Annotated in this window: 25 protein-coding genes and 1 tRNA gene; 21 read left to right on the top strand and 5 right to left on the bottom strand. The window is 61.6% G+C overall.

Going from position 1 to position 24,536, the window contains the following annotated elements:
* Window positions 1-12: 12 nt before the first annotated feature.
* The 6 genes from J7347_RS03655 to J7347_RS03630 all read left to right on the top strand — a co-directional run bounded on the left by J7347_RS03655 (window position 13) and on the right by J7347_RS03630 (window position 4,970).
* Window positions 13-195: a hypothetical protein gene (locus J7347_RS03655; protein ID WP_209160862.1), complete on the top strand. Its 183-nt coding sequence runs from the start codon at window positions 13-15 to the stop codon at window positions 193-195.
* 244 nt (window positions 196-439) lie between these two features.
* Window positions 440-1,594 carry a site-specific integrase gene (locus J7347_RS03650; RefSeq protein WP_209160861.1) on the top strand — a complete coding sequence of 385 codons (1,155 nt, stop codon included), beginning with the start codon at window positions 440-442 and terminating at the stop codon, window positions 1,592-1,594.
* Entirely contained in the window at window positions 1,587-2,342 is a 756-nt protein-coding gene (locus J7347_RS03645) for a hypothetical protein (RefSeq protein WP_209160860.1), read from the top strand. Before J7347_RS03650 ends, J7347_RS03645 begins: the two co-directional genes overlap by 8 nt.
* 463 nt (window positions 2,343-2,805) lie before the next feature.
* Window positions 2,806-3,096, top strand: coding sequence for a hypothetical protein (locus tag J7347_RS03640; protein WP_209160859.1), 291 nt, complete (start codon window positions 2,806-2,808; stop codon window positions 3,094-3,096).
* A 176-nt stretch (window positions 3,097-3,272) separates the two neighbouring features.
* Entirely contained in the window at window positions 3,273-3,611 is a 339-nt protein-coding gene (locus tag J7347_RS03635; protein WP_209160858.1) for a hypothetical protein, read from the top strand.
* A 186-nt stretch (window positions 3,612-3,797) separates the two neighbouring features.
* Entirely contained in the window at window positions 3,798-4,970 is a 1,173-nt protein-coding gene (locus J7347_RS03630) for a hypothetical protein (protein ID WP_209160857.1), read from the top strand.
* Between the two features lie 480 nt (window positions 4,971-5,450).
* Here J7347_RS03630 and J7347_RS03625 read toward each other — a convergent pair whose 3' ends face one another.
* Window positions 5,451-5,840, bottom strand: a complete 390-nt coding sequence (locus J7347_RS03625; RefSeq protein WP_209160856.1) for a hypothetical protein — start codon at window positions 5,838-5,840, stop codon at window positions 5,451-5,453.
* A gap of 2 nt (window positions 5,841-5,842) precedes the next feature.
* The gene (locus J7347_RS03620) at window positions 5,843-6,682 is read right to left on the bottom strand and encodes a hypothetical protein (RefSeq protein ID WP_209160855.1); all 840 of its coding nucleotides are present in this window, start codon (window positions 6,680-6,682) and stop codon (window positions 5,843-5,845) included.
* Between the two features lie 174 nt (window positions 6,683-6,856).
* Between J7347_RS03620 and J7347_RS03615 the strand changes: the two genes are divergently transcribed.
* Entirely contained in the window at window positions 6,857-7,201 is a 345-nt protein-coding gene (locus J7347_RS03615; RefSeq protein WP_209160854.1) for a hypothetical protein, read from the top strand.
* Here J7347_RS03615 and J7347_RS03610 read toward each other — a convergent pair.
* Window positions 7,180-7,461, bottom strand: a complete 282-nt coding sequence (locus tag J7347_RS03610; protein WP_209160853.1) for a hypothetical protein — start codon at window positions 7,459-7,461, stop codon at window positions 7,180-7,182. The genes J7347_RS03615 and J7347_RS03610 overlap by 22 nt on opposite strands.
* Window positions 7,462-7,546: 85 nt before the next feature.
* Entirely contained in the window at window positions 7,547-7,780 is a 234-nt protein-coding gene (locus tag J7347_RS03605) for a hypothetical protein (RefSeq protein ID WP_209160852.1), read from the bottom strand.
* 306 nt (window positions 7,781-8,086) lie between these two features.
* Between J7347_RS03605 and J7347_RS03600 the strand changes: the two genes are divergently transcribed.
* The 5 genes from J7347_RS03600 to J7347_RS03580 are packed head-to-tail and all read left to right on the top strand — an operon-like array spanning window position 8,087 to window position 15,165.
* The gene (locus tag J7347_RS03600; protein WP_209160851.1) at window positions 8,087-8,458 is read left to right on the top strand and encodes a hypothetical protein; all 372 of its coding nucleotides are present in this window, start codon (window positions 8,087-8,089) and stop codon (window positions 8,456-8,458) included.
* A 17-nt stretch (window positions 8,459-8,475) separates the two neighbouring features.
* Window positions 8,476-9,501 carry a hypothetical protein gene (locus tag J7347_RS03595; RefSeq protein ID WP_209160850.1) on the top strand — a complete coding sequence of 342 codons (1,026 nt, stop codon included), beginning with the start codon at window positions 8,476-8,478 and terminating at the stop codon, window positions 9,499-9,501.
* A complete protein-coding gene (locus J7347_RS03590; RefSeq protein ID WP_209160849.1) occupies window positions 9,498-14,501 on the top strand; it encodes a thermonuclease family protein in 5,004 nt (1,667 codons plus the stop codon). The genes J7347_RS03595 and J7347_RS03590 overlap by 4 nt, the downstream gene beginning before the upstream one ends.
* 2 nt (window positions 14,502-14,503) lie before the next feature.
* The gene (locus J7347_RS03585) at window positions 14,504-14,944 is read left to right on the top strand and encodes a DUF5681 domain-containing protein (protein WP_245173780.1); all 441 of its coding nucleotides are present in this window, start codon (window positions 14,504-14,506) and stop codon (window positions 14,942-14,944) included.
* Window positions 14,941-15,165, top strand: a complete 225-nt coding sequence (locus J7347_RS03580; RefSeq protein ID WP_209160848.1) for a hypothetical protein — start codon at window positions 14,941-14,943, stop codon at window positions 15,163-15,165. Before J7347_RS03585 ends, J7347_RS03580 begins: the two co-directional genes overlap by 4 nt.
* A gap of 1,019 nt (window positions 15,166-16,184) precedes the next feature.
* Here the strand turns inward: J7347_RS03580 and J7347_RS03575 are convergent.
* Window positions 16,185-16,274, bottom strand: a tRNA-Ser gene (locus tag J7347_RS03575).
* Between the two features lie 154 nt (window positions 16,275-16,428).
* Between J7347_RS03575 and J7347_RS03570 the strand changes: the two genes are divergently transcribed.
* Genes J7347_RS03570 through J7347_RS03530 form a run of 9 tightly spaced genes read left to right on the top strand, consistent with a single transcriptional unit; the run spans window position 16,429 to window position 24,514 of the window.
* Window positions 16,429-17,457, top strand: coding sequence for a lytic murein transglycosylase (locus J7347_RS03570; RefSeq protein WP_209160847.1), 1,029 nt, complete (start codon window positions 16,429-16,431; stop codon window positions 17,455-17,457).
* Window positions 17,441-18,463: an SPOR domain-containing protein gene (locus J7347_RS03565; RefSeq protein ID WP_209160846.1), complete on the top strand. Its 1,023-nt coding sequence runs from the start codon at window positions 17,441-17,443 to the stop codon at window positions 18,461-18,463. Before J7347_RS03570 ends, J7347_RS03565 begins: the two co-directional genes overlap by 17 nt.
* A gap of 31 nt (window positions 18,464-18,494) precedes the next feature.
* Window positions 18,495-19,661, top strand: coding sequence for a D-alanyl-D-alanine carboxypeptidase family protein (locus J7347_RS03560; RefSeq protein ID WP_348521550.1), 1,167 nt, complete (start codon window positions 18,495-18,497; stop codon window positions 19,659-19,661).
* The gene (tmk, locus tag J7347_RS03555; RefSeq protein WP_209160845.1) at window positions 19,658-20,305 is read left to right on the top strand and encodes a dTMP kinase; all 648 of its coding nucleotides are present in this window, start codon (window positions 19,658-19,660) and stop codon (window positions 20,303-20,305) included. Before J7347_RS03560 ends, tmk begins: the two co-directional genes overlap by 4 nt.
* On the top strand, window positions 20,302-21,255 hold the full coding sequence (locus J7347_RS03550) for a DNA polymerase III subunit delta' (RefSeq protein WP_209160844.1): 954 nt from the start codon (window positions 20,302-20,304) through the stop codon (window positions 21,253-21,255). The genes tmk and J7347_RS03550 overlap by 4 nt, the downstream gene beginning before the upstream one ends.
* Complete coding sequence (gene metG, locus J7347_RS03545) at window positions 21,248-22,807, top strand: methionine--tRNA ligase (protein ID WP_209160843.1); 1,560 nt, start codon at window positions 21,248-21,250, stop codon at window positions 22,805-22,807. Before J7347_RS03550 ends, metG begins: the two co-directional genes overlap by 8 nt.
* Window positions 22,807-23,586, top strand: a complete 780-nt coding sequence (locus J7347_RS03540; protein ID WP_209160842.1) for a TatD family hydrolase — start codon at window positions 22,807-22,809, stop codon at window positions 23,584-23,586. The genes metG and J7347_RS03540 overlap by 1 nt, the downstream gene beginning before the upstream one ends.
* Window positions 23,583-24,350: an MBL fold metallo-hydrolase gene (locus tag J7347_RS03535; RefSeq protein ID WP_209160841.1), complete on the top strand. Its 768-nt coding sequence runs from the start codon at window positions 23,583-23,585 to the stop codon at window positions 24,348-24,350. The genes J7347_RS03540 and J7347_RS03535 overlap by 4 nt, the downstream gene beginning before the upstream one ends.
* Window positions 24,347-24,514, top strand: coding sequence for a hypothetical protein (locus J7347_RS03530; RefSeq protein WP_156501963.1), 168 nt, complete (start codon window positions 24,347-24,349; stop codon window positions 24,512-24,514). Before J7347_RS03535 ends, J7347_RS03530 begins: the two co-directional genes overlap by 4 nt.
* The last annotated feature ends 22 nt before the right edge of the window (window positions 24,515-24,536 follow it).

Genomic DNA, 24,536 nt, shown 5'->3' with positions numbered 1-24,536 from the left:
GGAGACACCAGAATGGAATATGAAATCGACGACGATCCACAAGGCGAGCGGGATGAGCCGGAAGGCGATCGCGATGGCGGCATCGTGGAAGATCACATCGCTCTCAAAAACCAATCCAGCGTGAAGACGGAAGATTACCCAAAAAAGCAGCGTCAGGACCAGTCGCTTGCAGGCGAGACTGACAAGCGCGACTGACGCGATTTAGCGCAAACCGGGCCGGGTAGGACATCATGCCGATCCGGCCTTTCGCGTGAAGATTGGCCATCTGAGAGGAGAAATGGCGGACAGGGTGTCTGCCGAGTTAGCGTTTCACCGCAAACCGTGATGGCCCCGGCTGTGCCATAATCCCCCGCAATGCTTGTCCCTGCGTGTCCCTGCGTATATCGTTCATGCCCAGCGAAACCCACAAATCATGTGGGGAAATACGTGGGAAAAGCGAATGGCGAAATTAGCGGCCACCTTCATCAAGAGCAAAGACCTCGAACCTGGTCGCTACCAAGACGGTGCAGGGCTGTTTCTCAACGTTACGAAGTCGGGAACCCGAAGCTGGGTCGTGCGGCTCCAATCCAATGGCAAGCGCCGTGATTTCGGCTTGGGTTCATTCCCTACCGTCAGTCTCCAGCGCGCTCGTGAACTGGCTGTCGAGACGAGGGAGACCCTCGCGCGGGGCCTCGATCCGAAATCCGAAAAGGTCCGGCTCCGGTCGATCCCGACCTTTGAAGCAGCAGCGAAATCGGTTTTCGACGCAAACAAGGGCGAATGGCGTAATGCCAAACATCGGGCGCAGTGGTGGACCACATTGGAAACCTACGCCTTTCCCAAGATCGGCGAGATGCAAGTCAACGAGATAGACACCGATCACGTTCTCGCCGTGCTGGCGCCTATCTGGACGGCCAAGCCGGAAACAGCACGGCGGGTTCGTCAGCGCATTGTAATGGTACTGGATTGGGCGACCGGCAAGAAGCTGCGGGAACATCCTCTGCACGTGCGCGGCGTCAATCAAGCGCTTCCTAAAGTCAAGCGAAGCATTCGGCATCATCCGGCAATGGAATATTCCGAGATCGCCGCCTTCCTCGTCATGCTCCGCCAGCGTGAAACCATGGCACGGCTCGCGCTCGAATTGCTGATACTCACCGCCACCCGATCGAACGAAGTCCGATTGGCGAAATGGTGTGAGTTCGATTTGGATCAGGGCGAATGGACAATCCCCGCTAGTCGAATGAAGGCGGGAAAGAAGCATGTCGTTCCACTTCCGCCCCGAGCCGTGAAGATCCTCGAACGTGCGAGAGAATTGAAGACCGTAGGGCAGGATTACGTCTTTGCTGGCGCGCGAAGGGGAAAGCCGCTGTCAGACATGGCTTTGCTCAAGATCATGCGGGACATGAGCCTAGAGGCCGTACCACACGGTTTTCGATCAAGCTTTCGCGATTGGGTCAGCGAGGAAACCGATTATCCGCGTGATATTGCGGAAGCGGCATTAGCGCACACGATCCGGGACAAAACCGAAGCGGCATATCGTCGTGGCAAGCTTCTTGAGAAGCGTCGCCGTCTGATGGGTGAGTGGGCGGCGTATTGCGATAGAACGAATGATTAGGGGCAAAGAGTGGCTTGGCTGGTCTGAGGACGAAATCCGCTCACATGGTGAGGAAATTGGGCTCGCTCTCGCGCTCACGCCCGACGAGACGAAATCCCTTGTTCGAAATATGCTTTCCGAAGCTTCAATGTATTTCCCACCACGCGACAATTCCGATGTCTTGGTTAGCGAAGCCGATCTCTCAAAGCTTGCTAAGGAGCGTGGGCGGCGAGCTAGAGACTTCGCCAAACTACTTGCGAAGGATCCCACCAAAGCACTGCATCAAAGAGCTCGCATGATTTCTCGGGTCACTCGTGATGCGTGTGCTTTCCTCAGCTATCACAATTCGCGTGGCGAGGAAGTCTGGATTTTCCCGCAGGAGATGCGGGACGTAAATATTTTGCTTGGCGAGCTGGACGAAAAAGCAGAGCAACTTCGCCGGGCAGGCAGGTGGAAGAACTCAGCCGATCAGATACGTCTTGCGTTCGAATTGGGCGTGCTCTCAGCCAGGACTGATTTCGCCGCCAATATCAAGCCTGAACTCGATGGCGCTCGGCAACTGACAGAAGCTCGAAAGAAGGGCGGGCGAGCGAATGCGCGCGGCCCAAAGATGGAGGAGCGCCAGCGGGCTTATTTCGGACATCTTGCTGCCGGTGCTTCGCCATCAAGCGCTGCCGACGCCGCTGCCGTCGAATTGGATCTCAGTTACGAGCAGATACGAAACGCTTTCCCGAATCGTCGGCTACCAACGCAACCCTTCCCCGACTGATCCACAGGTAAAGCTACCTCTACCTAGATTCACGCTTCGTTCCAGGAATCGCCTGCGCTATATAGCGTCATAGGCGGACGCGCTGCGACGACCGTCTCGCATCGAAAGGACAGGTATGCAAGCAGAATCTGGAGCCCAAACCGTCGATCAGTTCTGTGAGAAGTGGAAAATCTCACGATCGACCTTTTACCGCAGGCCTCCGACGCTGGTGAAAATCGGCGCGGCCAGCAGGATCACTCCCGAGCATGAACGCGAGTGGGCCAAAGGCCTCCCCGTGGTTTTGGCGGGAGCTGCGTGAACTCAAACTATCAGACCAAAACGAAAGGCCGCCCCGATGGTGTGGGACGGCCTCAAAACTGCGTAGGGAAATGGTCGGTAAGCACCACGGACTTAGCGGAGCGAAAGCGCCTGCGCAAGCCTGTGGCGACGATTTCCTTTCGCATCCTTGCGAAAAGGAAACGACATGGAAGATACTTTTTCGGCGCTCGCTCGCTCTGTTATTGAGCGTCAGCGCAAGCCTAAGCTAGGCGTCCGCAATCCTGCCGTGCAGGTCTTGCTGGATTCCCTGCCTTGTGAAACGCCCGATCGCCGAAGCGGCGTCTATGCCTTCGCCGAATGGATCATCGGTGGGGCTCGAACCTTCACGGCTGCAAAGCGCCGGGCGGGTTTGTTCGGTGACGATCGACTTTCCAAGGCTCAGGCGGCGGTAGAACTGCGCAAAGCTTTCTCAGGGATGGGAGGTGCGCATGGCTGATAATGCCCTCCGCGCCGCTGCGCTCGCGATCCTAACTGGAAGCGATCGGCTCACTAGACGGTCAGGCTCGTTCCTGGGCCAATGCATCGCAGACCCTGCACCCCTCACTGATAAGCAAGCCGCATGGTTCGAACAGCTCGCCGAACGGGCGGGTGTGGAATGGGAGGGCCCGCGTCATGGATGATCGCAAGCACTATGCGCGCGGCACCGCCGCCGGTCACAAAGGGCACAGCAAAACCGCTCGGGAAAACAGTACGGAGGCTGCTTCAAAGGTCACCGAGAACCTTGCGCCACGCCATGCGCAAATGATGGCCGCATGGACCCCTTACGGGGCGGCTGGCGCGATACCAGAGCAGATTGCAAACGACCTTGGCATTCCGCTTCTATGCGTTCGCCCTCGCGCGGGAGAACTGGCTAGGCGGAAGCTACTGTTCGAGATCGGCAAACGACCCGGCGAACTTGGCTCGAACGTCACTGCCTACAGCGTCATCAATCCAGCCGACGAGGCCGCGTAGTGGATCGCGGCACGGTCACGCTGTCGCATGGGGAGGCGGGCGATTACATCGTCCGTCTCTGCCCTCCTGATCCAAGCCACCCGGAAGAACAACGCTTCGCTGACATCCGGGAAGCGCGCGGGATGCTGGGCGGTCTGCGGTTAGTCCTCGGTCGCCAAAAGATCGACCTCACTACGGGAGGTCTTGATGAACGATGATTTCGGCGAACGCGATATTCCGCTTGCCGTTAAATATGAGACATCAGCAATTTGGGGCGACGTCCAAAAATTGCTAGGCGTCAAGCGCACCGGCGCGGCGATAGCAGTGGGATTGGTTGAAGCTTATCCTCTTGGCCGATGGGTGTCTTACTCACGATCTCGCAACTACTATGACAATAGGGTCAACCATCCGCTGCTCACTTATCGGCGCGTTGTCGGTGCTGTTGATGCTTTTGAGGCCGGGGGATGGATCGAGCATTTTCGTCAGCGTAAAGGGGCAAGAGGGAAGCAGTCGGCGATGATCGCATTGCCCAAACTGATCGACGCGATGGCCGAACTACTGTGCGCCCACCCGAACCTCCCTTTGGAGCTGCCGCGACCAGGTGTGCAGCTTCGAGACCCTGACAGTCGCCCGCTTCTACTGCCTTCAACCCGCGAAGTTGCCCGTATGGGCGGGAAGGTTCTCGCGCTGAATGAGGCAATCGTTTCAGTCGATGCTCGTGACCCGGACGGCAACGCTCTCACGGCTCCAGTCTCAAGAATTTTCAATACGACGATGCATCGAGGCGGGCGCTTCTATGCGCATGGGGCATCTTGGCAGAACGTGAAGCGAGATGTTCGCAAGCGAATTACACTAGACGGCGAGCCTGTCGTGGAACTCGATTTCGCTACATTGCATCCGGCCATGCTTTATGCGGAAGTAGGCGCGCCAATGCCACGTGATTGCTACGCGCATGCGGATTGGCCTCGCCCGCTAGTGAAACGCGCAATGCTCATTTTGCTGAATGCGTCGAGTTTGCCCGCCGCACGCTTGGCAATCGCCCATTGCAGCGAAATGGAATCTTTGCCGGGCGTTGAGAGCAGTCCGATCGCGCGTGCAGCTCGACTGATTTCCGACATCAAGGAAATGCATCAGCCAGTGGCTCGCTTTTTCCATACTGACGCCGGTGCCCGCTTGATGAAACAAGAAAGCGATATGGCGGAGCACATCATGACGGAACTGTTACGGCAAAATGTTGTCGCCTTGCCGGTCCACGATAGCTTCCTCGTCCCCGCCTCTAAGAAAGCCGCCTTAGAACAGGCGATGATGCGCGTGGCATATCAATTCGGGCTCAACGAAATCCGCATAGGTGATGAAATGGCCCAAATTGGAGAAGGGTAGGGAGGAAGGACGGATAGAGAGACCCCCCCCACCTCTCTCCATTTGTAGGCACGTTTTGCTCTAACCGCTTGAGCTACTTATGGAAATCCCGCCGTCTTAATCGACGCAAAATCGGCCCAGTTCAGCGAGGGCCGCTCAGGCGAATGATCGAAGAAAAGTCAGTTCGGTGAGCCCGCACGATGTTCCCGATAATACGGGAAAAATACGGGAGCGGGATCGGTCGAGCTGGTAAAGCGGTCCCGCCTTGCGACCGTCTGACAAGACAGCCGCAGCATTTTGCGGCACCTGTCTCGAACGAAATTCCAGCAGTTCAGCGTATCGCCTGATGTGCTCGTCGCGCTGCTCTTTGGTGAGGTCGAGGCGGTGGAGCGGTCATGCGATAATACGCGGCAAATACGCGGGGGCGCGTCGTTAAAAACCAGAAAAAACCCGCCGCCTCGGGTGAAGCGACGGGCCAGCAAACTAGAGGCTGATAGTGGGCTAGGCGTTCCAATGCACGGGCTGGTTCCAACGTTCGCAATCTTCCTCGAACTCGATTTGCTTGTGAGCAACAAAGCCCCGAAACAGGGCATTCGGGCCGCTGCTGCCGCGATCGTCACTCGCCTCGCAATAGTCGCTGTCGCTGTCCTCGTTCGGATCGCTAACGGCACAGCCTGGTCCGGTTTGCGCTTGAGCCCTTCCGCTGAGACAGAAGCCATCCTCGGCGTCGGTTTCCTCGAAGTCAGGATCGGGATCCATCGCGTCCATGCGATCAATCAATTGCTGGCATAGGTCGGCCAGCGCATCGCGTGGCAGGCGGCGAATTGCGCTCTCCAACAGCGCGGCGGATGGGAGGCCCAACGAAGGCCCCCCGATGATCTGCGCGCCCACGATCAAGCAACCTTCGGCAGAATGGTGGCCGCATCGGCAGCAAGGCGCGCCGCGATCTTGTCAGCCGTTGGCCAATGCTGGCCTTTGGTGAAAGACGATTGCGCTGCGAGCTTGAATGCCAGCGCCGCCGTGTCGGGGGCCGGGTGCAACATCATCGCATCGAACGCTTCACCCTCGGCAGTCGCCAGCCGTTCGGTTTCCGCTTCGTGCGCCTCGCATTCGGGGCTGTCGTATCGGTGTGGGTTCTTGATCGCTTCGTGCGCCTTCATCGCCTCGGCGGCGGCGTCGTAGGCCCGGCAAAGCGACTGCCAGCGAACGGAAGCCGGAACGGTTAGCGCGCCATCGGGCAGGCTTCGGATTGCCGCCTTCACCTGTTCCCGACCGCCGCGCGTGTCCAGCTCCCACAGCATCGCCTGCAACCCCTCGGGTGTCGGCACCGGGGCGAGCAAAGAAACCTCGCCTTCAACGTTCGTCCAGCCGCCGCCAAGGCGCTCGTAATTCCTAAGCCAGCTGTCCGGCTCGAACGTGCGGGACGGGGCGTTGCCATCGATCTGGCGAAGGCCGTTGATGACGGCCCCGATCATGGAAACGTCGGGGAGGCTGTCAGGATCGCGCCAAGCAATCTCGGCCAAAGCGCGAACGTCGCTAACGGTCTGCGGTGTTTTGTTGAATAGGCGGCGCTCGGCTGCGGCCATCGCTTCCATTGCGCGGCCTTCGTCCTCGCGGCTGGTTGTCTCGACCGGCATTGCCTCAAGCCGATCGCGCTCGCGCAGATATTCGGTCAGCGCCTCGTCAAAGCGGCTTTGCGTGATGGTGGGGGCGGTGGTATTGGTCTGGGTCATGTCTGGCCCTTTCAACGGAAGGGTTGGAACAGGTGGCCGGTTGAAGTTGCCGCTTCGCCGGTCACCGCCTTGGCGGAATGCCTTGGATGAGCGTTATATAACGGACATGGTTAACCGGATCAAGCGTTATATAACGGGATTGCCATTTCTAGCTTGCGGCGTTAGGTAACGCCCATGGCAAGAACCAACGCAGAGCGGCAGGCCGCTTATCAGAAGCGCAAGAACCAGCGTCTCGCGGAGTGTGTGACTCCCGATGATGTAATTGAGGCCGTACACCTGATGTACGAGCAATTCCGCAAGGATCATCCGCACGAAGATCATCCTCCTTTCGGCGAATGGCTATCAGGCTTGAAGGGACGTAAGGGCGCCGAGCAATGGCAGGGCATGGCCCCCTTCCAATGGATTCGAGACGCCGAAGATGTCGAGGAATTTGGTCCCGAGGAAGCAGCGTTACTTTTGAAAGTCGCGGCTGTCGTTCGAGCGATAAAGTCTCCGCCTCAGCCTTCATCCAGCACATAGCCGGGCGGCGGCGGGGGCACCGTCTGAACGGGGCATTCTGCGTCCTCGGCATACTGCCTCACGAGGTCCCCGATACTGTCGTCCGAATTGGCAAGGCTCGCTTCGTCCGCCAGCATGGTCAGCCCCGTAATGCGCTCTTCTTCGCTACTGGCGCAGAGGACCATTTCGACCGCCTCGCCGATGTTCGGGCTAATTTCGCGCTCGGCGGCGCACCCTGTGAAAGCCAAGGATACGAGGGCGAGCGCTGCGGTTCTGTGCATCGTCACATTATGCGCTTGATCGTCGGAACGGTCCATAGCGAAGGCTCGGCCATTCTGTCGGTCCGCTTTTCGGCGGAGTAGTGCTCTAGCTGCCGCCCTCCAGCCCCGGACCCATGTGCTTGGGCCGCTGGCCGCATTTCGCGCACCGCAACCGCATTGCGATGCCGTCCAGGCTGTGAGCGGACCAGCCGCGTTCCTCGACCAAATCCAGCAACCGCCTCGGATCGATCAGGCGCACCCTCCCGCATTTGCATTCGATCCGCACGCTGAACTTGTGGCGGATGAAGTCGCGTAGGCTCCGAAGGTTCTTGCTTCCCATTGGCGAGAACATGCCGGGAACGAATGATTCGGGCAATCGTCGTCAGACACTTGACCAACGCGCCTTTTTGTGATACCGCCAGCCCCGTGATTGGCAATCGTCGGTCGCAACCCATCGTCGTGAGACAGAGGGAAAGATTATGCAGACTGCGCGCATCTCGTTTCGGGCCAGCCCTGCCATCTCGGCGGAGCTGGCCCTTCGTGCATCGAAGGCCGGTTGTTCCGTGTCCGAATATCTCCGCGCAGTGGTGCGTGAGAAGGTCGGTTTGAATTGACCGCCCCCGGGAAGCCTAACCCCTACGCCGCTTTGAAGCGTGCCGCTCAAGGCAACCTTGAAGCGCAGCGGGAGCTTGCCGCCCTTGGCCTGGCCGGATTCGTGGACGGGGATCTTCAGAGCCTGCTTGATGGCCTCTGCTTTGCCCGGCTGGCAGCTTCCCACGGTGGGGAGGATGACCGGGGCCTTCTGCTGCAAATGCTAGCTCTCGCCAGCGACAGCATCCCGCGCGAGGAGGCTGAACATCGCGCCAATCTGAACGGCGAAGCCATCGCGCTTGTTTCGACCATGGCCGACGAGGGCAACGCCGACGCCGACGAATGGCTGGCAAGTATCGTCCGTAATTCCGCACCTGAAAACGTGGCGATCGGGCAGGCTCTCAGCCGTCTGATGGCTAGCGCCTGAAGCCCTTGGGGGGAAACATGACTGCACTACCCATTCGCGAAAACTATCCCGGTTCGGTTGCCGTTGCGGCGATGCCGCGCGGCAAGCCCGGCTTGTTTGGCTCACGCCGCCCCGTCCGTCCTGCTGCTCACGATGGCACGATGGCGCATAGGGGAATGCCTGCACTGGCAATGTCCGAAAGCGAACAGGAACCGATGCAGGAAGGCCAAGCGATGCCCGCGCGTGGGCTGGGCAATCATTGGTCGGTCGGGTCGGATGGCTCGACGCTGGGCGCGAACATTGAGCGCGCGCCGCAACAGACCATGCAACAGGGTGGGCCCCTCGGTGGCTCGATGCGCCAGCCGTTCGATTACGACGCTGCGATGAAGGCGATGGTCGGTGAGTATAAGAAGCCGAAGGATTGGCAGGTTGCCCTGGCGATCCTGGGCGACGGCCTTGCGGGCGCTGGTGGTCGGCAGGGCTTCGCAACGCAGAACATCATCAACCAACGAAACGAGTTCGCGCAACGTCAGCGGGAGGCGGCCGAGAAAATCGCAGGATGGCAACACGACGCCTACGAGCGCCAGCACGAAGCCGATCTGCGCGCAGCCAATCCCTACACCATCGGTCGTTCGCGGCTGGCATACGATCCGACGACGGGCGAGACGACGGAGCTCTATCGCGGTCGGCAGGACGGGGAAATCTACGCCGATAGCCTCGGTTTCGAGCGCGGGTCGGAAGAATGGAACGCGGCGCTTGAGGACTATGTTCTTCGGGGCTCGGGGCCGTCTGCTTTCGAACGCGATCTTGCGATGGACGACGCGCGCACCGCCAATGATCGCGGGTTGGAAGCCTACCGACAGGACAACCGCGTCTCGCTGGAAAACCTGCGCCAGTCGGGCCGGGCGGCGATGGAGGGCACGCGCCAAGCCAATCGCATGACGCTGCGCCAGACGCCTAGCGCTGGCCGTGCGGGCGGGGCTGCTGGCGGGAAGCGCACCGCGACCGACGCGAAAGGCAATCGGATTGAGTGGAATGGCAGCGCGTGGGTTCCGGCTCGGTGAGCATTCCTCCCCCGCCCCCCGGTTTCAAGCTCGATAGTCCCCCACCGCCCGAACGAGGGCTGTTCGGAACGAAGAAGCGCAAGCCTACGGTGACGGTGACGGTGCCGGTGCCGCCGCCGCCGGAAGGCTTTGTTCTCGATGATCCTGTTGCGACCGATGGGGACACGGTTCGCGATGGCGACACGCGCGTGCGTATGCTCGGCGTCGATGCTCCCGAACTGCGCCAGCCGGGCTATCGCCGTGATGGCTCCACGGTGCCGATCGGTAGGCAGGCGCAGCAACAGCTTCAGGACACGCTAGGCCAAGGCCCTGTCTCGCTCGGGCCTGTCGCTGGCCAGTCTTGGGGGCGAACTGTGGCGCCGCTCGATACGGGCGGGGGCGATGCTGGCCTTTCGATGCTACGCAGCGGTTATGGCCTCGCCGCTCCGGACTATCTCAAGGGCGATCCCGAACGCCTGAGCGATTACGTCACGGCTGAGCGGCTGGCACGCATGAACCGGCAGGGGATGCACGGCACGTTCGCACAGGACCCTGCGGACTATCGCAAAGATCCCGGTTACGTGGTGCCGCGCGAGACGGTCGCGCAGTTCTTCGACACGCCCACGCCGGAAACGGGTCTTCCGCCTGAGAAAGAGCGCGAATATCTTGGCCTGCTGAAAACCGGCACACTCGAACAAATCAACGGCTTCCTGTCCGCGAACGGCTATGAGACGACGCGGCCCGAAGACCTCGCCGCATGGGTGGCGGAGCGAGACGCGGGCGGGGATGTAACTCCCTCGATTGGCTACGCGGCTGCACCGCCGATTATGATCGACGGCGGGGGCGAGGCGCTGGGCGCTGGCATTCGGAAATATGCTTCGGGCTTCCTTGCTGGTGGTCTGGATGAACTCGGGGCCGTGGTCGATACGCTGGGCGGGACGCCGGGCCGGGAAAGCGTCTTCACCAGCGACCGGCGCCTTGCCGACATATGGGCGAACAATCAGCGCCAGAACGCCGCTACGCTGTCCTACGATCAGACCAATTACCCGGTGGCTTCAACGGTCGGCGAATTGTCGGGCGGGCTCACTTCGGGCTTTGTCCTGCCATGGGGGGCCGGGGCTCGCACGGTTCCGCAAATGGCGAAGGTCGGAGCGGCATGGGGCGGAGCCGGTGGTTTCCTCAGCACTGACGGAACGGTCACGGATCGCCTGAAGGGTGCGGCCATCGGTGCCCCTATCGGTGCGATTGCAGAGCCCGCACTAGGCAAGGCGGTCGAGGCTCTTGCTCCGCTGGTGTCGCGTGGCGTCCGTTCCGTAACAGGTCGCGGCGGCAATCTGACGGCTCGCGCGGCGGGCGATGCTCCCACTGTTAAAACAGAGGAAATACAGCGCGAGGCTTTGGGCGGGCTGGTTGATATTCCCCCGCCCCCGGCTGGGTTCACACTGGACCCGCCTTCGGAAGCTGGGCGTGTCGGTGATAGTGCTGAGACCTTCGCCCCTGCCGATCTGGCAGGCTCGGCGGACGACATTCCCCCGCCGCCCGCCGGGTTCGTTCTCGATCCTCCCTCGTCGCAGGCGATGGCCAGCGATCCGATGCCTTCGCTCTCGATGGCGACACCTCCGCTTGGTTCGACGCGCCGCCTGCTCGATCCCACCAGCCGGGCGCAGCTCATGTCCTCGGCGGCGAATATCCAGCCGCGCGATATGCTCCCGATCCCGCGCAACTATGTGGAGGGTCCACAGGAAGCCGCCGCGATCGATGCCGGCCGATTTGTGGAAGCCCGCACTCCGAACGAGCGAACGGAACTGGAGCGCCGGACAGTCGTCAACTGGCGGGGCGAGGATATTCCGAAGGTCGGGCCTACCGATATGGTGGGTTGGCTTCGTTCGCGTGGTGGCCTGCGTCCGGACGAAGGCGGCGAACTGTCCGCCATGGGCGTGAACAACGCTGCGAGGCGTGGGCTGGACTTCGTGGGGCAGGAAGCGCGGTTCGGTCCGCTGATCGATCCTGACGGCATGTCGCTGGACGATGCCGCGCTTGAGGCATGGGAAGCCGGGTTCTTTCCGGAGCATACCGACCGCCCCGATGTGAACACCTTTCTCGATGCTCTGCGCGATACCTATGACGGGAATGGCGGGCGCCGGTTCCGGCTGGACGATCAGCCTGAAATTGATGCCTACTACGCTATCCAGGGCGAGCGGTTCGATCTGGAACAGCAACGCGAGGCGGTGGGTGGTCCGGTGTGGCAGGATCGTTCGGGCGCTGGCGATGATGCCGCGCCGTTCGCTCCGCCTGAGGCTTACGAAGAGTGGCCGTCCGAAGCCATCGGGCGCGTCGGCAATATCGATGTGTCGAAGCTCGACACCCCGCAGGACATTTCCCGTGCCCTGAAGAACTCCTACAACGCGGTGGGCGGGTTCGATGCCGCGACCCGTGGCCGGATTACGCAGGCGGAAACCGAGCGGCTTGCGTCCGAACTCAATATGTCGCCCGAAAAGCTGCTGGCGCGGCGGAAGGGTCAGGCATTCAATGCGGAAGAAGCACTAGCGGCCCGTCGCATTCTCGCGAAGTCGGGCAACGAGCTGGTGAACGCTGCCCGCTCGATCCAGCGCATGGACCTGCCCGGCGAAGAACTGCTGGCCGAGTTTCGCCAGAAATGGATGCGGCACGTTGCGATCCAAGAACAGGTGGCGGGCATGACGGCGGAAGCTGGACGCGCGCTCGCCCAATTCCGGCAGGCGGCGGATAGCCGCGAAGTCCGCACCGATATTCTGAACGGTCTCATTCGCGGCGGGGGAGGACAAAAAGGCCTGAAGGATGCCGCCGACCGGCTGCTTGAAGCCGTGGAATTGGGGCCGGGCAAGTTCAACGCTCTGGCGGAGAAGGCGGCGAAGCCGAAATTCCGTAACAAGGTGGGGGAGTTGTATATCAATTTCCTGCTGTCGAACCCGCCGACGCACGTCGTCAACATGGTGTCGAACTCGATCACAGCGATGGCCCAGATACCGGAGTATGCGACCGCCTCAATAATCGGCGCTGGGCGCAAGGCGGTTCTCGGCCAGGCGGCGAAAGAGCGGATCACTGGCAGCGAAGTAGGCGCGCGGACCTTCGGTCTGGTTCAAGGCACAAAAGAGGGCATGTCTCTCTTCGCTCGCGCGCTACGCACTGGCGAGGCTGACGATTTCGTCAGCAAGGTGGAGGGCGACGAGTTCAAGGCGATCTCGGGGTGGAAGGGCGAGCTGGTCCGCATTCCCACGCGCCTGCTCACGGCTGAAGATCAGTTGTTCAAGGGCATTGCCCGGCGGATGGAATTGAACGCTCAGGCGGTGAGGATCGCCAATCGTGAAGGGTTGAAGGGCGACGCTCGGGAACAGCGTATCGCCGGACTGTTGGCCGATCCCACCGACGACATGCTTGAGCGCTCGATGGATTACGGGCGTTATCTCACGTTCCAACGCAAGTTGACCGGGTTCGGCGCAAACATCTCTCAGGCGAGCGCCAGCAACCTGCTTGCGAAGGTAGTCGTTCCGTTCGTGCGGACGCCCATCAATCTCCTGAAGTTCGCAACCGAACGATCCCCCGCCGCTGCGTTCCTGCCTGAATGGCGGGCGGATATTCGCGCTGGTGGTGAACGTCGCGACCTAGCGCTGGCGAAAGTCATGCTCGGGACCGGGTTGGCCACCGTCATGTATCAGGCCGCGCTTGAGGGAAGGATTACCGGCGCCATTCCGTCCGATCCGAAGAAGGCCAAGCTGCTCTACGCGGACGGCTGGCAACCCTACTCGGTCAAGATCGGTGACCGCTATGTGAGCTATTCCCGCCTCGATCCGCTCTCGACCACCATCGGCGTTGCGGCGGATATGGCCACACTCCCCGATGGAATGAGCGACCGGGAAAAAGAGGATATGGGGACCATCTTGGTTGCCTCCATCATGGGCAACCTCGCCAGCAAGACGTGGCTATCCGGCGTGTCATCCTTCACTGAGGCTTTAACCGATCCGGGTCGGAATGCGGACGCATGGTGGCAGCGCACCGTCAGCGCGTTTGCCGTGCCAGCCGGGGTTGCGGGTGCCGCGCGTGCGATCGATCCCGTCGCCCGTCGCCGCGAGACGCTGGAGCAATCCATTCAAGCCCGCGTCCCCGGCATGACCGACGACCTATTGCCCCGTCGCGATGTGTTCGGCGAGGTGGTTCCTATCGATAGCCTTGGGCCGGACTTCCTATCGCCGTTCTGGCAGACAAAGGCGAAAAACGATCCTGTCGTTGCTGAAATGCTGAGGATCGGCGGTGGGGTCTCTGCGCCCGGCAAGACTTATACCGAAGATGGCGAGCGGATAGACTACGCGCCCGAAACCTATGATCGCTATCACGAGATTGCGGGTCGCCTGACCTACAACAGCCTGCTGGGCCTAATTGGTTCGCAGCCCTACCGAGCGATGGACGACAACGCGAAACGCAAGGCCGCGAAGACAGCCGTGGCCAAGGCGCGCAAGGCGGCGCGGGGCGTGCTGGACGATATGAGCTATTCGCTCCCGGCTCGCGGTGCGTCGGGCTCGCTGCCATCGTTCAACCAGCCGTCGCCGTCTGGGGGCGGACCCTCCAGATCGGATGACATTCCTCCCCCTCCGCCGGGCTTCACGGTCGAAGGCGAGAGCGCGGGCGTCAACGTCTTCCGGGATCTTCAAGAGGCCATTCCTGGGGTCCGGATTACCTCGGGCTATCGCTCGCCGGAATATCAGGCCGATATGCGCAGGCGTGGCTATCGACCGGCGGCAAACAGTCGGCACCTCGACGGCGGGGCGCTCGATCTGGCCCCACCGCCCGGCAAGTCGATGTCATGGCTCGGCGCTCGGGTGCGCGAAGCCTATCCAGACGCGAAGGTCCTCAACGAAGGCGACCACATCCACGCGGAATTTCCGGGCTACTATGGCGCCCCGGTCCTCGGCGGTGCGCGCTCGGCTGGTCTCAGCAATCCGAATGCTGGTATCCCGCCCCCACCCCCTGGCTTCACACTGGACTGAGCATGGCGAAGAAACCTGCAACAATAGGCCGGAAACAGGATGGCACGTTCAAGCCCGGCCAGTCCGGCAACCCTGCTGGTAGGCCCGTAGGCGCCCGGCACGCGACGACGCTGGCAGTCGAGGCGCTGCTAGAGGGGGAGCATGAGAAATTGACCCGGACGGCTATCGATAAGGCTCTGGAGGGCGACACTACGGCATTGCGTCTCTGCCTCGATCGGATCGCACCGGCGCGGAAAGACAGCCCGGTCTCGTTCGCCCTGCCAAAGGTCGAAAGCGCTCAGGATGCCGTGTCTGCGTCGTCGGCATTGCTCGCGGCTGTGGCCTCGGGTGAGGTCACGCCGGACGAAGCCGGGCGGGTCATGGCGCTGCTGTCGGCCCACAAGGTTCTGGCGACGGTTTCCGATCTCGAACTTCGCATTATGGAACTGGAGGCCAAGACATGAGGACATTGACCAAGCGGGTCGAAGCGCTGGAGGCCCGGAAGGGTGGGGACATCGCGAGCGATCCGGCCATCCGCCAATGGCTGGGGATCGAATTGACAGAGGCGGAGCGGGCCGAACTCGCAGCGCGCCCTCCGGTCAAGCCTATGACGGAACAGCAAGCGAGGGAGTTTGATGCATGGTGGCACAACGACAACCGGGGTCCGTATCCGTGCGCGGCCTGAGTGAACGAGTGGCAGCGCTGGAGGCAAGGCAGCGCGGCGGGTCGTCGTGGCTTACGATCATCCAGCGTGCGGGCCAGAGCGAAGAACAGGCGACGGCAGCGTATGAGGCAACGCATGGTCCGATTGGCGAGGCCAACCGCGTTCTGCGGATTGTGATCCGCAAGCCGGGGTGCGTTCATGCATAGGCTGGTGGCGAGAGTGGAGGCGCTGGAGCGCAGGCAACCCGGTTCCGATCGTCGTCCGGTGCTACTCGTATCGCCGGGCGATGACACCCAAGAAAAGCTGGCCGAATGGCAAAGCAGACATGGCCCCTGCGATTCGGAACCCCTGTTCGTGCATCTGGTGGGGGTAAAGCCGAGCAGGGCCTAACGTCTCGCCATTCTCTAGCGACAACCACATGCCGAAAACAGGGATTGGACAGGCACGATGCCGCTGCGTGTCCGCGCAATTAGCATCAAGTGAGGAAGAGGCGTCTTGCCTCAATTATGAACAGGCAAAATGTCTTTGGAGCGCGTCCTTCGCTAACCAACTCGCGGGATAGTGCCATCGCTCTGGCTGTTCTCTGACAGCTAGATAGACTACATAGGTCATTTGATTGACAATACCCTCCACATTTGGGGGGCACAGTTCGTCACCAGCGATTCCAAGACCGTCAATCACTCCAGTCAGATATGAACCGCAAGGATCATACTTACCGGGCTCCCAATTCTGACCGCACAACTTCATCAATACGTTGCCGGTCGTGCTGGTCGTGAAAATCATAGGGTCATCGCTGGCGGATAGTGGAGCCGATAGCAGTGCGGTCGCGAGTGCTACGTTCGTCAATCGTCGCATGATTTAATCCCCCGATCGAAATCCAACTGATATTTGCCTAGTCTGTCTGCGAAGCCACGCAAACTCGATCTTAGAAAATGATTCGAAAAATTTGACCGAACCGCAAATGTGGGGAAGCGTGTGGGTAAGACCCAGCGATCTTCCGACGAAGAGTATTAAAAATCAAAACTTTGAAGGGAAAAAGTTGGCGGACAGGGTGGGATTCGAACCCACGAAGGGCTTGCACCCTTGCCGGTTTTCAAGACCGGTGCATTCAACCGCTCTGCCACCTGTCCGCGTATGGATCGCGCTAATGCCCTCTGGCGATCTTGTCACGCTTCGAAATCGGGACATTCACCGAAGCGAAAAATTTCGGAACAGAAGAAGGCCTTCTCGGGTAACCCCTAAACGACATTCAGCGTTCATCTCGCCTGTGAGACAAGGGGCCCCATGACCTTCAAGCACCTGTTAGCCTGCGCCGCCCTTTCCCTGTCGTCCTTCACGATAGCCTCGCCCGCTGCAGCCCAGGACAATCTGTCCTTCGATGCCTATCTTCAACTCGTCATCGCAAAGGCGCGCGCGCAGGGGGTCAGTGAGAACACCATTGCGCGCATGACCGCAGGTTTGGAACCGAATTACCGCGTCATCGAACTCGATCGCGGTCAGCCAGGTTCGTCTTCTTCGGGCAGCGGCTATCCGCCCCTGTCGAACTATATCGAACGGCATGTCGATGCCGCACGCATCAATGGCGGACGGCGCGAGTATAATTCGGCCAGCGGAGTGCTGCGCGGGATCGAACAGGAATACGGCGTACCCGGCGACATCCTCGTCGCGATCTGGGGGCACGAGACCGCCTATGGTGCGGTGCGTGGCGGGTTCGACCTGTCGCAGGCCTTGGCCACGCTCGCCTGGGAGGGACGCCGCCGCGATCTTTTCGAAGCCGAATTCATCGATCTGCTAAAGGTTGCCGACAAGGGCTATCCGCGCTCCGAACTGAAGGGGAGCTGGGCGGGTGCTTTCGGCAATCCGCAATTCCTCCCCAGCGTGTATCTCCGCCTCGCGACGGATGGCGATGGGGATGGGCGCGCGAACATCTTCACCAATCGCAGCGACACGCTGGCATCGATCGCCAATTATTTCCGCGATGCTGGATGGCGCACCGGCCAACCTTGGGGCGTGCCGGCCTATGTGCCGTCGAGCTTCGATACGAACAGCGTGGCGACCGAGCTGGTCGCCCCCGTATGCCCTCGCGTCCACGAGCGCCACAGCCAGTTCAAGACGGTGGAGGAGTGGCGCGCCCTCGGTATCCAGCCCCAACGTCCGCTGCCGCCGGGCACCATGGCGTCGCTGTTTCGTCCCGACGGGCCGGGCAGCCCGGCTTGGCTCTTAACCACAAATTATCGGGTTATCCTCGAATACAATTGTTCGAATTATTACGCGATGAGTGTGGGGCTCCTGGCCGATGAGATTTCCCGTTAAGGATCAGAACGCACCGATTTCGCGCGCAGGCAGGCTGTTTCTGGGTGGCGTTTCGACGCTCTCGCTCGCTGCATGCGGGCTGGGCGGGTTCGGCGGGCTCGACGCCGCGTCTGAGCCCTCGGTGCCGAGCGCGTCGCGCTCGATCCCGACCGGTCCCGCCGCCGATTATCCGATGGTGCTGGGTGAGCCCTTTACGATCGACGGGATAACCTACACACCCGCCGACACTCTGAATTACGACGAAGTCGGCTACGCGACGCTCGACGATACAGATGCGGAAGGGGTATCCGCCTCGCATCGCACGCTTCCTCTGCCGAGCTACGTCGAGGTCACGTCGCTTGAAAGTGGGCGCACCGTTCTCGTCCGGGTGGAGCGGCGGGGGCCGATGACGAATTCTCGCCTTCTGGGCCTTTCGCGTGCTGCAGCCGCTCAATTGGGCGCTGGCGAAAACACGCCGATACGCGTGCGCCGTGTCAATCCGCCCGAAGATCAGCGCGCCGAATTGCGCGCCGATCGCAGCGTCGACCTGCGTATGGAGACGCCCCAGGGCCTGCTGGACGTGTTAAAGCGCAGGTTGCCCCCCATCGGCAGCGCGTCGCTCGCGCGTGAAGATGCCGGTTCTTCCGATGTGGCCACACGCGGGCCGATCGAAACCATCGATCCCACGACGGGGGAGAATCCGTCTCCGGCCTCATCCCCGGCACCCACGCCGAGCCCCACGCCCACGCCCACGCCTGCACCGACTTCGGCTGCGACTCCCGCTCCTGCCCCGGCACCGTCGCCATCTCCTGCGGCGAGCGGAACTCTTGCAGTCCAGGCGGGCGCCTATTCGACCCGCGCCTCGGCCCAGAAGGTCGTCGATGCGATCGGCGGTTATCTCGAACCGACCGGCTCGCTATTCCGCGTCCGCGTCGGCCCCTTCGCGAACCGTGGAGAGGCGAGCGCCGCGCTCGCCAAGGTGCGCGCAGCGGGTTATAGGGACGCTCTCATCGTCGATATCAGATAAGGCGCCGGGCGCTCCCGGTGCGGGAGCCCATGTGCGCGCAGCGTTGAAATTCCTGACTCTCGGCTTGGCCGGCGCGATCGCGATCACATCGTCGAGCCGCGCCGCCAATCCCACCGCTCCTCGTGTGCCGACGCCTTACGAAGCGCCGATCGCCATGCTGGTCGATCTGTCGAGTGGACAGACCCTGTTCGCCCGCGAGGAAGACCGCAGGTTCATGCCCGCATCCATCACCAAGGTGATGACCACCATGGTCGCTTTCGAGTGGATGGAGCAGGGCAAGCTGTTCCCGCAGCAGGTCATGACCGTTCGGCCGGACACGTTCCGCGCCTGGAATCGCAAGGGCTCGACCATGTATCTGCCGCACGATGCGCGCATCACGGTCGATGAATTGCTCCACGGGATCACCACGGTTTCGGCCAATGACGCCTCCGTGGTTCTGGCCGAAGGGGCCGCCGGATCGGTCGCGCGGTGGAGCATGGCGATGAACGATACCGCTGCGCGGCTCGGCATGGCGGACAGTCATTTCAACACGCCCAATGGCTGGATGGATGACGGGCAGACATTCGTGACCGCGCGCGATCTTGTCACGCTGGGAAGCGCGATGATCCAGCGCCATCCGTCCAAATATGGGCATTTCGTCGGCAAGAAGGGTCTCGAATACAACGGCATTCGCCAGAACAATCACGATCCGATCAGCGGCGTCGTTCCGGGGGCGGACGGGATCAAGACCGGCTTCACCAATCAGGCGGGCTACGGTTTTCTCGGCAGTGCGGAGCGCAATGGGCGGCGCCTCGTCATGGTGGTTGCGGCCTCGCCGCGCGGACGAGAGCGCAACGATGCGGCGCGCGCCCTGATCGAATGGGGTTTCGCGAATTTCGACAGCCGTCGCCTGTTCGAGACTGGCGAGCGGGTGGCAACGGCGCGGGTTCAGGATGGCAACGTGTCCGAAATCGGCCTGGTGTCGGCGCGCCCGGTTCGCCTTTCCGTGCCCTATGGCAGGATGCCGAAAGTGGACCTTTCCGTCCGGTATGAAGGGCCGCTGCGTGCGCCGATCGCCGATGATGAGGAAATCGCTCGCCTGATCGTGACGGTCGATGGCGAACAGGTGAACACGCTCCCCCTTTATGCCGAACGGCCGGTCAGCGAAGCGACCGTCATCCAGCGCGTCTTCAATGGGTTGTGGGGCTGGGCGGGATGAGTGCTGGCAAGAGGGGCCGTTTCATCGCATGCGAAGGCGGGGAGGGGACGGGCAAATCGACGCAGGCCCGGCTGCTCGCCCAAAAGCTTGAGGCACGCGGTATTGATGCCGTGCTGACACGCGAGCCCGGTGGAACGCCGGGAGCGGAGGCGATCCGCGGCTTGCTGCTCGATCCGCCGGGCGAAGGCTGGCCGATGCGCGCAGAGGCGCTGCTGTTCGCCGCCGCGCGAGCCGATCACGTCGCGCGGCTGATCCGGCCCGCTCTGGCCGCAGGAACCTGGGTCGTCTGCGATCGCTTCATAGACTCGAGCCGCGCCTATCAGGGGATAGCCGGTGGGTTGGGGGACGATCTGGTCCGCGACCTGCACGAAGCGGGAAGTGAGGATCTGGCACCGGACCTCACGATCGTTATTGCCGCCGACGAAGCGACGATCGCAGCCCGCCTCGCCGATCGTGACGCAGGCGTGAGCGATGCGATCGGCGGGCGCGATTCCGACTATCATGCCCGCGTCAATGCCGCTTTTCTGGGATTCGCCGATGCGGAGCCCCATCGTTTCGTCGTGATAGACGGCGTGGGTGAGCTCGACGCCGTTTCCGACCGGATCTGGAAAGCCGTCTCGCCGCTTTTGGACGATCGAGCGTGAGCCTTGTCGGCCACGAGCCTGCGCGCGCCGCCTGGCGCGATGCGCTGGAAGGCGAACGGATGCATCACGCCTGGCTGCTGGCGGGCAAGGCGGGCCTCGGCAAGATGCAATTCGCCCTTGCCGCCGCGCGCGAACTGGTCGGCGCCGCGCCCGAGCTTGATCAGCATCCCGACATCCACGTGCTCACCAACCTTCCCAAGGACGACAAGGAAGACAAGAAGCGCGAGGAGGGCAAACCGTACGAGGTCAAGCGCAACATCGCGATCGCCCAGATCCGCGCGATGCAGCAGCGGCTGAACACCCGCCCCACCTTGGGCGAGAGGCGTGCGATCATTATCGATCCGGCGGACGATATGGAGCGCAATGCGTCGAACGCGCTGCTCAAGAGTCTCGAGGAACCACCGCGCGGAACCTATTTCCTGCTCGTCAGCCATCGTCCCTCGCGCCTTTTGCCGACGATCCGTTCGCGCTGCCGCACGCTGCGTTTCGCGGCCCTGCCCGACGATGCGATGGCAACGATCCTTGCGGCGCAGGCCCCCGGCAGCGATCCGGAGACCCGTTCCGCCGCCATCGCCGCCGCTGCTGGATCGCCGGGCCGCGCGCTCGGTTTCATTGCCAGCGGGCTCGGCCCCGTCGCCGAATTGATGCGGCGCATCCTCGCGCAGGGCGATGCCGGTTTCGTCCTGCGTGGAGAGCTGGCAGCCTCGCTCGGCGCGCGGCCCGATCGCGCCAGACTGGAGGCAGCGCTCGATCTCGCACGCTCGATCCTTGACGAAGGGATAGAGGCGGTTCCCGCCGCGGCGCTATCGCCGCGTGTCGAAGCGCATGCCGAGCTGGTTCGCCTAACCGGCGAGCTCGCGACCTACAATTACGATCCGGGCCTGCTGGCGATGGAAATCGGCACCTTGCTCGCAGGGGCAGCCCCGGCTAGCGAACGCGCCAATGTCTGAGCCCTTCTATATCACCACCGCGATCAATTATCCCAATGGTCGCCCCCATATCGGCCACGCTTACGAAGCGATCGCCGCCGATGTCATCGCGCGCTTCCAGCGCCTCAAGGATCGCGAGGTGCGGTTCCAGACCGGCACCGACGAACACGGCCTGAAAATGGCGCGCAAGGCCGAAGAGCAGGGCCGCACGCCGCGCGAACTGGCGGACGAAATGTCCGGCTATTTCAGGGCGATGGATGACGTTCTCGATATCTCTTACGATCGTTTCATCCGCACTGTCGAAGCGGATCATCATGCCGCCAGCCAGGCGATCTGGCGCGCGATGGAAGCCAAAGGCGATCTCTATCTCGACCGTTACGAGGGCTGGTATTCCGTCCGCGACGAAGCGTATTACGACGAGAGCGAGCTGACCCAGGGCGAGGACGGCAACCGCCTTTCGCCTCAAGGCACGCCGGTCGAATGGACTGTCGAGGAAAGCTGGTTCTTCCGTCTCTCCAATTATCAGGACCGACTGCTCGAATTGCTCAACCGGCCGGGCTTTCTCGAACCCGAAAGCCGGCGGAACGAGATGATAGCCTTCGTTTCGCAGGGCCTCAGAGATCTTTCGGTCAGCCGCACCAGCTTCGACTGGGGCGTAAAGGTGCCGGGCAGTGACGAGCACGTAATGTATGTCTGGGTCGATGCGCTGACCAACTACATCACCGGGCTCGGTTATCCTGCAGACACCGAGGAATGGCGCAAATTCTGGCCCGCCAGCGTGCACCTGATCGGGAAGGATATTGTCCGGTTCCACACCGTGTACTGGCCGGCTTTCCTGATGAGCGCCGATCTGCCCGTGCCGCAGAAAGTCTTCGGCCACGGCTTCATCCTTAATCGTGGCCAGAAGGAATCCAAATCGGTCGGCAACGTCACCGATCCGCTGGACCTCGCCGAAACGTTCGGCGTCGATAACCTTCGCTATTTCCTGATGCGCGAAGTCGCCTTCGGACAGGACGGGAGCTATTCGCCTCAGGCGATCGTCACGCGCTGCAATGCGGAACTTGCCAACAGCTTCGGCAATCTTGTGCAGCGCACCCTGTCCATGATCGCCAAGAACATGGACGGCGCCATTCTCGATTACGAGGCAGCAGGCGAGGATAAGGCCTTGCTTTCCAAGGTGCAGGAGGCCTGTCGCGAAGCACTGCCGCGTGAATTCGAAGACCTTGCTTTCAGCGTCGGGATCGAAGCGTGGATGGAGGCGGTGTGGGCCTGCAACCAATATGTGGACGAGCAAGCGCCGTGGGCTTTGCGCAAGACCGATCCGAAGCGGATGGAAGCGGTGCTGCTGACGCTCTACATCGCGATCCGCGATCTTGCTCTGGCGATACAGCCCGTCGTGCCGAGCAAGGCCAAGGCCGTTCTCGACATGCTGGGCGTGGCCGAAGACCGGCGCGCATATGGCGATCTCGCCGATGAGAGTTGGTACGGCGCGCTGGTGGCTGCCGGGCATCGAATCGGCAAGCCCGAACCCGTCTTTCCGCGCCTCGAACTGCCGGAAAATGAGGCCGCCTGATGCTTGTCGACAGCCATTGCCACCTGGAATATAAGGGTCTCGTTGAAGAACAAGATGCCGTTCTCGACCGCGCGCGCGCGGCGGGGATCGGGGCTTTTCTGAATATCTCGACCAAGCGCAGCGAATGGGATCAGGTAATTGCCACCGCCCATCGCGCGACCGACGTCTATGCAAGCGTCGGCATCCATCCGCATAATGCGGACGATCACCAGGATCTGACCGAAGACGCGCTGTTCGAAGCCACGCAGGATCCGCGCGTGATCGGCATCGGCGAAACCGGGCTCGACTATTTTTACGAGCATTCCGATCGAGAAGCGCAAAAGCGTCTTTTCCGCCTCCACATCGCCGTGGCGCGACGGACCGGCCTGCCCCTGATTATCCACACGCGCGATGCCGAGGACGATACGCTCGAAATTCTGGGCGACGAAATGGGGAAGGGAGGGTTTGCGGCGCTGATCCATTGCTTCACTGCATCGGCCGAATTCGGCGAAAAGGTTCTCGAAATGGGCCTGTCGATTTCCCTGTCGGGCATCGTAACCTTCAAGAATGCCAAGGACTTGCAAGCGGTTGCACGGACAGTGCCTGAAGATCGCTTGTTGGTAGAAACCGACAGTCCCTTCCTTGCGCCGGTTCCGCATCGCGGGAAGACTTGCGAGCCGGGATTTGTTCGCGATACGGCCAGCTTCCTCGCCGAATTAAGGGGTGAAAAGCTGGAGGACCTCGCCGCCCGAACTACCGACAATTTCTACGCCTTGTTCAGCAAGGCGGTCCGCCCGTGAAATTCCTGATGCTCGGCTCGGGCACGTCGACCGGCGTCCCACGGATCGGCGAGGATTGGGGAGCGTGTGATCCCAACGAGCCGCGAAACCGCCGTAGTCGCGTATCCATCATCGTAGAAAACGATGCAGGCCAAAGGGTTCTGGTCGACACTTCACCCGATCTGCGAAACCAACTTCTGACCAATCGGATCGACCGGGTCGACGCCGTGCTGTGGACGCACGACCACGCCGATCACTGCCATGGCATCGATGATCTGCGCGTCATGCGCTATTCGCGCAGCAACGCGCTGCCGGGCCTGGCGCGCGCGCCGGTGATGGCCAGTCTCAAACGCCGCTTCGATTACATATTCGAAGGCCAGCACGGTTATCCGACGCTGATCGATATCAAGCCAGTCGAAAATGTCCGCATGGTGGCTGGATTCGGCCTCGCCGCGGTCGAAATGCCGCATGGTCCGACCACCAGTACTGGATATCGCTTCGACGCGGATGGCGTCAGCCTGGTCTATGCGACCGATTACAGCGAAATCACCGATGGCATGCTGGAATGCTTCGACGGCGCGGATGCGATCATAAGCGACTGCCTGCGCCGCAATGCGCATCCATCCCACGCGACTCTGGACATGGCGGTCGATCTGGCCAAGCAATGCCGCGCGCGCAAGCTGGTCCTGACGCATCTCGATAAAAGCATGGACTACAAGACGTTATGCGACGAAGCGCCCAAACATGTGACGGTCGGCTTCGATGGTCTCGAGATGAAGATATGAACGAGTATCAGATCGTATCGATCATTTCGTTGGTCGGCTTTCTCGTCCTTGCGCTTGGCGCACTGCGGACACATCGGCTCGATTTGCGGCGCACGCTGCTGATGGCGGGGGCATGGGTTGCGATCTTCGGCATTGTCGTGCTGTTCATCGATGCAGTTTCGTGACCTCCCTGTGCGCTGCCGTATT

The sequence above is a fragment of the Erythrobacter sp. A6_0 genome, assembly GCF_017744235.1.
GTDB lineage: Bacteria > Pseudomonadota > Alphaproteobacteria > Sphingomonadales > Sphingomonadaceae > Qipengyuania.
Note: the sequence above shows the minus strand (reverse complement) of the source record. Positions and strands in the feature narration are given on the sequence as shown.